Below are 11,695 nucleotides of genomic sequence, written 5' to 3'. Positions count from 1 at the left end.
TGCCGAAGAAGTACTCGTGATCGGGGCCGGACCGGCAGGCCTGTTCGCGGCCCTGCGCCTCATCGAGCTCGGCTATCGCCCGATTGTGCTGGAGCGCGGTAAGGATGTGAAGGCCCGCATCAAAGACATCAAAAATATTAACGTGCGGCACGAAGTAAACCCCGACTCAAACTACTGTTTCGGGGAAGGCGGGGCCGGCACCTACTCAGACGGCAAGCTCTACACCCGCGCAAAAAAGCGGGGTGATGTACGCCGCATCCTTGAGCTGCTTGTGGGCTTCGGTGCCGTTCGCGATATCCTCGTTGAGGCGCACCCGCATATCGGCACCAACAAGCTGCCGGGCATCATCGCAAGCATGCGCGAATGTGTGATAGCACACGGTGGCGAAGTGCATTTCGATACCCGCGTAACAGGCCTCATTACTGAGGGCGGTGCGCTGCGCGGGGTGCGTACGTTAAAGGGTGATGTGTTCCGTGCCCGAAAAACCATTCTTGCAACAGGGCACTCCGCCCGCGACATTTTCCGGCTGCTGCACGAAAACGGCATCCTGATTGAGCGGAAGCCGCTCGCTGTTGGGGTACGGGTTGAGCACCCGCAGCAGCTCATCGATCAGATTCAGTACAGCTGCGAAACCGACCGCGGACCCTGGCTGCCGCCTTCCTCCTACAGCATCACCAAGCAGGTAGAAGGCCGCGGGGTGTACTCGTTTTGCATGTGTCCCGGCGGGGTGATAGCCCCCTGTGCAACCGAGCCCGGCGAAATCGTGACCAACGGCTGGTCGTCGTCCCGCAGGGCGCGTTCAACGGCCAACAGCGGCATTGTGGTCGAGCTTCGGGATGAAGATTTCCGGCCGTTCGAAAAGCACGGTCCGCTGGCGGCCATGTATTTTCAGCAGGCCATTGAGGTGCAGGCCTGGAAGGCCGGCGGAGAGCGCCAAACGGCGCCGGCGCAGCGCCTCGAAGACTTTGTGAAGGGGCGGGTTTCGGCTGATCTTCCGAAAACCTCTTACGCGCCGGGTATTACGCCGGTGGAAATGGGGGATGTGCTGCCTGATTTCATTCACCGGGCGCTGCAGCAGGGCTTCCGGCAGTTTGACCGCTCGATGCGGGGTTACCTCACCAACGAGGCCGTTGTGCTCGCCCCCGAAACCCGCACCTCCTCGCCGGTGCGCATCCCCCGCGACAGCCAAACCCTGGAGCATCCGCAGCTGAAAGGCCTGTTTCCGTGCGGGGAAGGCGGCGGGTATGCCGGCGGCATTGTAAGTGCCGCAATGGATGGTGAGCGCGTTGCGGATGCCGTAGCCCGCGCCGCGAGGGCCGCAAAGCCCTGAAAACGAAAGCGGGAGCTGCTCACTGGCTGAGCAACCCCCGCCCAAAAATTTAAGCAGCTATTATTTAAGAGCTTAACTACAAAAATGGTTTTCAGCAAGCCCGAGCGCATTTTGGCAAACTGTTAATGGCACTTAATAAATCAGCCTTAAATTTTCTTGCCGCTGCCGGGTTGTCTCTTGATATGTATTCCACTTGTCGCAACAAGCGATTTTGGAATGATTCACGAAGGTTGATTTTCATGCCTGGAAATAACTTTTTCCATATTTCTTTCCAGCTCCTCCAGCGACACCACACGATTTTTGCCGGAAATTAAATGTTGCAAAGCTTCATGCAAATCGGTTTTGGCAGCATGAAAATCAGCTTCACTTTCAATTACTTCCACTTCAGGCAGCTGATCAAGCAGTTCGTAAAGCTTTTGCAGAGAATCTTCCTTTACACGAAGTGTTACGGTCGGCATAGTTGTATGAATTTAATGGATTTAGAAAATAAAGTACGCCGGGCGAAAAATTATTTCAAGGATAAAAATAGCGGATATAACCAGGGTATCAAAAGTTGTGCAGAGAAAATAAGCGGGCAGGAAACGAACCTGTTGATTACCTCCGGTACGTAAGTGCGCCGCTTATTTATCGTGCCTTTATGGCGATGGCTTCATTTACTTAGCCGTCATCCCGCCATCAACCACAAAGGAGCTGCCGGTGATGAAGCGGCTTTCATCTGAGGCGAGGAACAGCGCCATTTCTGCGATTTCGCGGTTGGTGGCATAGCGGCCGAGGGGGATCATCTGCTCGAAACCGGCCTTCACTTCGTCGCCCTTGCCGGGGGCGAAGCCGTCTTCAAGCGAGCGCATCATGCGGTTATCAACCGGTGAGGGATGGATGCTGTTCACCCGGATTTTATCTGCGGCGAGTTCAAGCGCTGCGGTTTTCATGATGCCGAGGGTCGCATGCTTGCTCGTAACATAGGCGCTCACATTCGGTGTGCCCCGAAGGCCTGCAACGGAGGAGGTGATCATCACACTGCCGCCGCCGTTCTCTTTCAGGTGCGGAATGGCGTGCTTCAGCCCCAGAAAAATGCTTTTCACGTTTACCGCCATCACTTTGTCGAACAGCTCTTCCGGGTATTCGCTGATGGGCAGCACTTTGCCTTCTATACCGGCATTAAGAAAGAGCACGTCGATCTTGCCGTGTGCTTTTGCGGCTTCATCCGTGTAGCGGGCCACATCTGCTGAGAGGCTCACATCAGCGGCTGTCCAGGTAACGGGGCTGTCTGCCGGGAGTTTGCTTACGGCCTGTTTGAGCGCGCCGGCATCGAGATCAACAAGGTGGATACCCCGTGCGCCTTCTTCCAGAAAAAGAGCCGCAGACTCCAGACCGATTCCGCCTGCGCCACCGGTAATGATGATGACTTTATCCTGCATTCGGGTTTTCATACTGACCTCCGGTTAAATGTTGGTGGGCGGGGTCCCTCACCAGAAAGTGCAATCAAAGAACGGCTAAAAGCTCCGGCCGTTTCATGCGAACCATCCGGATCAGAACTTTACCTGCAAGATACAAAACGAGGGTGTTGCAGGTTGTAAAACCGAAAGAAAGGCTCTGTTTGTAACCGGCTTAGAAGTACTGATGATAGCGTTTTTCGCCGGCTTCAATCCGCACGGGCAGGCGGTTTTCAGGAGGAGGGAGGGGGCAGGTCGTGTAATCTGAAAAAGCGCAGGGCGGGTTGTAGAGTTTGTTGAAATCGAGGAGTACCGTGCCGTTCGGCCCCGGGTTGGGCACGTAGAGGAAGCGTCCGCCGCCAAAGGTTTCTTCCCGGTTGGTATGATCGGCTACAATCAGAAAAAGCTGCTCATCATCCGCTTCCCCAAGCGCCCACAGCGAAAGAGGTTCACCCCCAAGTTCAAAGGTTAGGATGCCCGGAGAATCAGTATCGGTAACCTGACCCAGCACATTTAAAATGGGCAGGCTGGAAGCTTGTTCGTGCGGTATCAGTTTGGCTTCGGTTTTGAAGGCAGCGTTCACCGGAAAGCGCTCAATCCCGGTAAAGCCGGTGTAAACATAGCTCTGTTCGTCGTACAGACGCAGGGCTATTTCGCCACCGCGCTCAATAAACGTAAAGGCAAGCCGGCCGTGCTCGGGCTCGAGGGCGTTTTCGACCGGAAACGTGAGGCTGCCTGTTAAGGCTTCACCGTTTATGGAAAAGAGCCCGTCTTCAGCGGGGCTGAGGGTAATCATGCTGCCGTTTATGGTGAGAGATCCGGCCTCGGGCAAAATGCTGTTTTCAGGCAGGATGATATCATTCGTATCGGCAGTGCCGAAGGTGTGGGTGCCGTCTTCGAGCCAGAACAGGCCGGCGAGCTTCAGCCAGCCGCGCTCAGCGCTGAGGCGTTCTACGCGATCCTGATGCCAGAGCTCAACCTCTTCTTCGTGTGAAAGGCCGCTGCCACAGGCCTGAAGCAGCAGAAAAGCAAGTATGGGGTAACAAATAATCCGGATGAACCAGGGAAGTTTCATAGTAACAGGCTACAAGTCTAAGTAAAAATTACGCTAATTGAACACCAAAGGGTTTAATATAAGCTTTTTGACTTCCTGCCATAAAATAAGAGTGCGTGTGAATGAGCAGTCGGCGCACGTACATCCGGATTCGTTTAAGTTATTGCAGCTCATCGAATTGGGGCTGCAAGAAGTGAAATTACCGGCTAAGGCTACGTAATTACACGTATAAAAAGCGACAGGCTTAAATGACCCTGTTTCACTATTCAATGCCAGTAGCAGACCTAAATTTGTGATAATCAATGATCAGCTTGTTATCTGCCATAGTGCTCAAATTGTTCATAAAAGCCGTGTTTGCGTAAGAACACGTATGTGCTGCCAGGGCCAATCGGGTTGTTTCAGAAGTTCATCGTGTAATCAGGGTCACTTATCGAAAACCAACCGAATAACAGTGTTTTTACCCTTACTTTAGATTCAGAAAATACACCTATACATAAAGGTGCCTATACATAAAGGTGCTTCGAAAAAACACAAACCTGATTTAATAAAACAACCCACACGCGCAACACGGTACTCATTATGAAAAGCTTTATAAATATAAAAACATCCGGACTTGCCCTGCTTTTTGCAGGTATGTTTTTGCTGAGCTCCTGCGATATGGTATCTACGGTTGATGATGTACCATCTGATAAACTGAATATACCAGCAGGCTTTAACTTTACTACCACAAAAGATATAACCCTAAATGTACGGGCTTCAGACATTGCAGCAGAACGCACATTAATCCGGGTATATGACGGACACCCGTTTATGGGTGGTAACATCATTCGTGAAACACCTCTTACCGCGGGTCAGAGCCGCGCCCTTGACCTCAATATCGGCGGACATGTGCGGGAAGACCTCTGGGTGCTTTCAACGCTGCCAAACGGTTTGATGAGTGCACACAAAGTTGAGCTTTCCGGTAATTCAGCTCAGGTTAATGTGGTAACCAAGCGCGATGAAAGCCAGTCTGAAATCGGCCTGCTTCGCGGCACATCTGATGCTCCAACAGATCATGGCTTTGTAACTACAGGCGAGGCTGCAGGCGCAGGTTTGAACAACACCGGATCTCCGGTAACAAACGACTTTGAGTTAGGTAATACAAACGCTTATGAGGCGCTCTGCTGGGTATTCGTGGGTGGTCAGGTAAATGGTTCATCTATAGATGGCGATGCATTCAGAACACAGAACCCTGATGGTAACAGTTTTCCAAATTCAATTACTTCACCATGGGTAGATTTTAACGGTACCGGTACAATTACATTCAGATGGACGCAAAGCGGTAACCCAAATACCCGCCGGTCAATTTTAGGGCTGTATTATACTGATGTTCACGGAAATGTTGATACAGCTAACCCGCTTTACGTGCAGGAGTACTCGCCAAATCAAAGTGATGTGGTGATTGATGCAACAGTAAATATACCATCTGAGCTGACAGGCGTTCGCCGGTTGATCTGGAACTTCCTTGAAGTGGGTGGCAGTAATCGTGGGGCACTGGACGACATCGTAATTGAAGGCACAAATGCTACTGATACATCAACATGTGCACCCACAGGCGGCACGAGCAACCAAACTGAGTTTGTAAACCACTACCCTGCAGCCAACGTATTCGGTACCCTGGCCTTCGAAGACAACTGGCCCGGTTTCGGCGACTACGACATGAACGACCTGGTGCTCGGCTACAACATCCGCGAGATCACCAACAGCAATAACGAGATTATCCGCATCGAAATGACGCACCAAATCCGCGCCATCGGTGGTGTACTCAGAACAGGTTTCGGATATCAGTTCCCCTTTGCTTCATCCGCAGTAACTTCTGTGAACGGGCAGCGCCTTACCACCGGGCTTGTAACCAACAATGCGAACGGTACCGAAGCAGAGCAGGACAGCGCAGTTGTTATTCTGTGGGATAACTCAACAGATAACATGCCGACCTTCTCAAATGTGCTTGCAGGCCGCTTTACGGAGTACGATGTGATTGAAACAACCATCACTTTCAGCAGCCCGCTGAGCCGCGCACAGGTAGGCAATCCTCCTTACAACCCGTTCATCTTCATTCACGGTATTCGTAACGGCGAAGCCTTCGGCGGCCGCGGCCACGAAGTACACCTGAAAGGCATGCCGCCGACATCACTGGCAAATACAGAACTGTTTGGCGAGGCAAGCGACATCTCAAATCCTGAAGCCGGCGTCTTCTACACGAGCCGCGAAGGCCTGAACTGGGCCATCAACATCCCGGTGCCTTTTGTGTACCCGCTGAGTCAGGTAGCCATAAATGAAGCCTATGTAAACTACAACGCATGGGCGCAAAGCGGCGGCGAGCTCTTCCCTGACTGGTATGTGGATAATCCTGAGAACCTGCTGGACGAAAAAGTGTTCCGCCGCCCGTAAGCATCGCAGGGCAAACAGCGTGAAGCGCTGAAGAAATTAAATCATGGTTAGCTATAAGCTAAAGTTCGAACCCGTCGGCGTGGAATACGCCGGCGGGTTTTTTTTGTGCTTATCGAAGGAAAAAGGCAGTTCATCGAAGTGTAACAAGGGGGGTTCTTATTTTTATTTATTTTACGCGGAATGCTTGTAGTTAACTTTTAAAAAAAAAGTAGTCACTTATATGGAAAAAAAACTCGCAGCTCTGATCTTGGTGTGCCTGCTGGCCATACTGTCATTTGGATCTTCGGCTAACAGCCAGACTCCCGGTTTTTCGCATCAGGCCGGATTTTATGACGAACCCTTCCATTTGAATATCGCCTGCCCCGATGAGTTTCCGCAGGCCTGGGTTACCTTTAACGGCTCATGGCCCGGCCCTGACAATCCTGAATCAGAGCTTTTTACAGCTCCCATACTGATTGACAGCCGCGCCGGAGACCCCAACTTCTTCTCGCTGATACCTCAGAATAACGGGGATTCCGGTATCCCTGCATGGCTGCCGCCAACGGAAGAGGTGATGAAAGCATCTGTGATTGGTACTGTTTGCGTAAATCCGGATGACGGTGCTCGAAGCGAAATGGTGTTCCGAAGTTATTTTATAGGTCTGCAAAATGTGCTTGATATAGGCCTGCCTGTTCTTTCGATTGTTAGCCCGCCTGACAGCCTTTTTGGTCATGAAAGGGGAATAATGGTGCCCGGAGCAAATTATAATCCGGGACAAGGCACAAGCGGAAATTACTTTCAGCGCGGCGATGAGTGGGAAAGGAAAATGCACATAGAGTTTTTCGAGCAAACAGGTGATTTAGGCTTTAATCAATTTGCCGGAATTCGTATTCACGGTAATTTTTCACGAAGCTACCCGATGAAGAGCGTGCGGATTTACTCAAGGTCAGATTACGGCACCTCCCGTTTTGAGTATAAGATTTTCGAAGATCAGCCGGTGCAGCGCTTTAACCGGCTGATAATCCGCAACTCGGGTCAGGATTTTAACAGCCTGATTATGCGGGATGCTGTTTCACAGCGGTTTTTCAGAAATCTTGATATTGAAACGCAGGATTACAGACCGTCAGTAAAATTTGTGAACGGAGAATTTTGGGGTTTGTATAATATTCGGGAGCGATACGGCCGTCATTATTTTGAAAGAAAGTATGAAATTGACCGTGATAGCCTGGATTATTTGACTTTTGCGTTTAACAGGATTCCATCAGCAGATGATGGGGATAACTTGGCGTATGTGGCAATGCTGAATTTTGTTACTGAGAACGACATGACGGCTTCTGAAAATTATGAAGACCTGATGACTATGATGGATATAGATAACTATATCAATCAGATCGTGATTAATGTTTACAGTTCAAACAACGACTGGCCACATACCAATCAAAGAATATTTCGAACCCGTAATGAATACCGCCCCGGAGACGGGGTTCATGATGGCCGGTTTCGATGGCTCATCAATGATCTGGACCGAAGTTTTGGTTTATTTAACTCACCTGCCCATGATAATCTGGCAAGGTTGTTTAATGATACATGGTATAATGAAATCTTCCTTGAACTGATTCAGAACGAAATATTTAGGAACGAGCTGATTAACAGGCATGCTGATTTCATGCATTCTTACATGGTTCCGGAAACAGCACATGCAATTATCAATGAGTCAGCTGCTAAAATCCAAAATGCAATACCATATCACGTTGCAAGGTGGCAGTATCCGGCTTCAGCTGCAAGCTGGAACAATCGCGTAAACTCCTTCAGGAACTGGATGACCGCCCGGCCCGAAAACATCCGCAATCAGCTTATCGAGCGTTTTGATCTCGATGGTCTGGCCACTTTCACCGCTGATATCAGCGCGCCGAATGCGGGTGTCATTAAGCTTAACTCCATCAGGCTTGCTCCCGAAACGGACGGCGTAGCAGCCAATCCCTATCCTTTTGAGGCAACCTACTTTGCCGGGGTGCCGGTGCGGCTGGAAGCCATCCCCAATGCCGGTTACCGCTTCGACGGCTGGCTCGGCCATGACAGCAGCGATCCCGTTATTACGGTTGATCCGGCCCTGCTCGAAACCATTACGGCTGTGTTCGTATTTGAGCCGTTCGAAGGTGATGACATGAACCCGGTTGCGCACGACCTCAGCACAGGCGATTACCTCTTCGATTTCTGGGGACCGGAACAGCCTGAGCTTACCTTCCCGGGCAATATGGTGTTTCAGCAAACCCGCCTCACTGATCCCGGGCTTGCTGACGAAATGACGGACCCTTACTTCATCACCGAAGAGGAATACCACGAAGATGATGCGGCTTCCTTGGGTTTTCCGTATGCACTCACCCGACGCACGCGGATAAACGCGCTCGGTGAAGACGGCATATCCTTCATCAACACGGGCCGGAGCCGCGATCTGGGGGCTGCGGTGCTGGCCCTTGATACGCGGGCAACAGAAGAAGTCTTCGTTAACTTCACTGCCGGAACGGTTACCCCCAATTCCCGGGAATACGCCATCCGCCTGCAATACCGTGTCGGAAATCAGGGGGCCTTCACCGATGTAACCGACAGCAGCGGCAACCCGGTCGAGTACGTGCGCAACACTACAAGCGGGCATGAAACACACTTCAGCGATATCCGCCTGCCCGATGATGCCGCCGGGGTACCCTACCTTCAGCTTCGATGGAAGTACTACCATGTTGACGGAAACAGCGGTCCGCGCGCTGAGCTTCGTCTCGATAACATCCTTGTCCGCACCGAAGCTTTTGTGTCCGTACCCGGTGAGGAGCTCAGCAATCTGCCGCAGCAATTCATGCTTCACCAGAATTATCCGAACCCGTTCAACCCCACCACCAATATCACCTTCGACCTTCCGGTACAGGCCGATATCGTGCTGGAAGTGTTTAACGTGACCGGTCAGCGGGTAGCAGTTCTTGCAAACGGAAGCCATCAGGCGGGCACGCACACCATTGCCTTTGATGCCCGCGGGCTGGCTTCGGGCCTGTACCTGTACCGCCTGCGCACAAACGGAACGGCAACGCCCGTGCAGCTCACCGGAAAAATGATGCTGCTGCGCTAAGCGAACGCAATCAAACTTTTGTTTTAAAATAAATCCTAAAGACCCCCGCTGGTGATACCGGCGGGGGTTTTGTTTTTGAGGGATATCCTTCGCCACGTACGCGCTGATGGCCCGCGGATTTTCCGGATCGCGGAGGATTTTCGCGGACTTTAATTTTAGCACTTACCTGCTCCTGTTGGCAAAGGCTAAAGAAAGGCCTGCTCATGGCGTTCGGGTCTTTAGCATGTTTTGAAATTTATGAAGTCCACGGGACCGCAGCCGGGCTTTCATCCCAGCTACATTCCCGGATCAGGTCCGGTACCGCATCACCCGAATTCCCTCAAAACGCCGTATCTTGCGCGGCTCAGGCAAACACCGCATTTTCTTTCAAAAAATTTCATCATGACCTACCTCACGGTTGAGAACCTCTCCAAAAGTTTCGGCATCAAGCCGCTGTTCAGCGGCATCACCTTTGGCCTGTCGCGGGGCGATAAAACCGCGCTTGTAGCCCCGAACGGCACGGGGAAATCGACCCTGCTGAAGGTTGTTTCCGGCAAAGAAAGCCCCGACGGGGGTGAGGTGATGGTGCGCAACGGCATCCGCATGGCCTGGCTGGAGCAGGAGCCTGAGCTCGACAATGCCCTCAGCATACGGGCCTACATCGGCCGGGCGGGTTCCGAAACCGCGGCGCTTATTCAGCGCTACGAAAAAGCCGTGCAGGCGCAGACCGATCATTATTCGGATGAAACGCAGCAGGAATTTGACGCAGCCCTCGCCGCCATGGAGGCCGCCGGTGCCTGGGATTACGAGCAGCGCATGGAAAGCATCCTCAGCAAACTCGGCGTTACGCAGCTCGATCAGTCTATCGGCACGCTTTCCGGCGGGGAGCGCAAGCGGGTGGCCCTGGCCTTTGCCCTGCTCGAAAACCCGGATCTGCTCCTGCTCGATGAGCCTACCAACCACCTTGATGTGGAGATGATTGAGTGGCTCGAAGCCTGGCTCATCAAAAGCAACATCACCCTGCTGATGATCACGCACGACCGCTACTTCCTCGACCGCATCTGTACCCACATCATCGAGATCGACGGCGGCAAGCTGTACCATCATAAGGGCAACTACTCTTACTACCTCGAGAAAAAAGCCGAGCGGCAGGAAGTGGAGCAGGTCGAAATCGGAAAGGCGGGTCAGCTGCTGAAGAAAGAGCTTGACTGGATGCGCCGCTCGCCCAAAGCCCGCACCACCAAGTCGAAATCGCGTATCTCGGCCTTTTATGAGACCGAGAAAAAAGCGAAGCAGAAAACCGAGGAGAGTCAGCTGCGCCTTGAGGTGAGCATGACCCGCATGGGCGGCAAAATCCTCGAGCTGGAAAAAGTGAGCAAGCGCTTCGGCGACACGGTGATTATGGATGATTTCAGCTACGAATTTCAGCGGGGCGAGCGCATCGGCATTATCGGGCGCAACGGCGTGGGCAAGAGCACCTTCCTCAACATCCTAACGGGTGATGAGCCCGTAGATTCGGGAACCCTCGACAGCGGCACAACCCTGGTGTACGGTCATTACCGGCAGCGGGTGGTTGAATTCAATGAAGAGCAGCGGGTGATTGATGTGATTAAGGATGTGGCTGAGTACATCGAACTGGCCGACGGCAACCGGATTTCGGCCTCGCAGTTTCTGGAGCATTTTATGTTTCCGGGCAAGATGCAGTACACGCCGGTGGGCAAGCTCAGCGGCGGGGAGCGGCGCCGGCTCGCCCTGATGATGGTGCTCATCAAAAATCCCAATTTTCTGATTCTCGATGAGCCCACCAACGACCTCGATCTCATCACCCTAAACCGGCTTGAAGAATTTCTGATGGATTTTAAGGGATGCCTCATCATCGTTTCCCACGACCGGTTTTTTATGGATAAGCTGGTGGAACACTTTTTTGTATTTGAAGGAAACGGCAAAATCCGGGACTTTAACGGCAGCTGGCTCGAATACCGGGCGGAGCAGGATGCCCTCGAAGCCGCGGCCCGCGAGCGCAAATCGGCTGAGCGGGAAAAGGCGCAGCGGGCGGCTGATACGAAGCAGGCCGCTGCACAGCCGGCGGGGCAGAAGAGCCTGAGCTTTAAAGAGCGCAAGCGGTACGAAAAGCTCGAAACGGAAATTGAAAAACTTACGGCGGCCCGCGAAAAGCTGGAAGCCGAGATGAATCAGACGGGGCTCAGCCCGGAGCACATTACCCGGCTTGCAGAGGAGTACGCGGAAACCGGGGAACAGCTCGACGCGCTGGAGCTTGAGTGGCTTGAGCTCGCCGAGCGGGCCGGTTGATTGCCGGATTGGCGAAATACGCTGCACCCGCGTATTTTCATGAAAGACGGAAGGCCGGCAAAGGC

Annotated in this window: 7 protein-coding genes; 4 read left to right on the top strand and 3 right to left on the bottom strand. The window is 52.6% G+C overall.

Features of this window, described 5'->3' with window-relative positions; genetic code table 11:
* The coding region (locus LAT75_RS08800) for an FAD-dependent protein (RefSeq protein ID WP_291482282.1) at positions 1 to 1,330 on the top strand (1,330 nt) is incomplete at its 5' end.
* Positions 1,331 to 1,551: 221 nt separating this feature from the next.
* Here LAT75_RS08800 and LAT75_RS08795 read toward each other — a convergent pair.
* The 3 genes from LAT75_RS08795 to LAT75_RS08785 form a co-directional block, all read right to left on the bottom strand.
* Positions 1,552 to 1,788, bottom strand: a complete 237-nt coding sequence (locus LAT75_RS08795; protein WP_291482281.1) for a hypothetical protein — start codon at positions 1,786 to 1,788, stop codon at positions 1,552 to 1,554.
* A gap of 195 nt (positions 1,789 to 1,983) precedes the next feature.
* Positions 1,984 to 2,760 carry an SDR family oxidoreductase gene (locus tag LAT75_RS08790; protein ID WP_291482280.1) on the bottom strand — a complete coding sequence of 259 codons (777 nt, stop codon included), beginning with the start codon at positions 2,758 to 2,760 and terminating at the stop codon, positions 1,984 to 1,986.
* A gap of 178 nt (positions 2,761 to 2,938) precedes the next feature.
* Positions 2,939 to 3,838 (bottom strand): DUF1684 domain-containing protein, encoded by a 900-nt coding sequence (locus LAT75_RS08785; protein WP_291482279.1) that lies wholly within the window; start codon positions 3,836 to 3,838, stop codon positions 2,939 to 2,941.
* A 558-nt stretch (positions 3,839 to 4,396) separates the two neighbouring features.
* Here LAT75_RS08785 and LAT75_RS08780 point away from each other — a divergent pair.
* From LAT75_RS08780 to LAT75_RS08770, 3 genes are all read left to right on the top strand, one after another.
* Complete coding sequence (locus LAT75_RS08780) at positions 4,397 to 6,247, top strand: LruC domain-containing protein (RefSeq protein ID WP_291482278.1); 1,851 nt, start codon at positions 4,397 to 4,399, stop codon at positions 6,245 to 6,247.
* Between the two features lie 220 nt (positions 6,248 to 6,467).
* Complete coding sequence (locus LAT75_RS08775) at positions 6,468 to 9,341, top strand: CotH kinase family protein (protein ID WP_291482277.1); 2,874 nt, start codon at positions 6,468 to 6,470, stop codon at positions 9,339 to 9,341.
* A 381-nt stretch (positions 9,342 to 9,722) separates the two neighbouring features.
* Positions 9,723 to 11,630, top strand: coding sequence for an ATP-binding cassette domain-containing protein (locus LAT75_RS08770; protein ID WP_291482276.1), 1,908 nt, complete (start codon positions 9,723 to 9,725; stop codon positions 11,628 to 11,630).
* Positions 11,631 to 11,695: the final 65 nt, after the last annotated feature.

It is taken from the genome of Cyclonatronum sp., assembly GCF_022565315.1.
In the GTDB taxonomy this organism is placed as follows: domain Bacteria; phylum Bacteroidota; class Rhodothermia; order Balneolales; family Cyclonatronaceae; genus Cyclonatronum.
The sequence above is the reverse complement of the archived record's forward strand: the minus strand, read 5'-3'. Positions and strand labels throughout refer to the sequence as shown.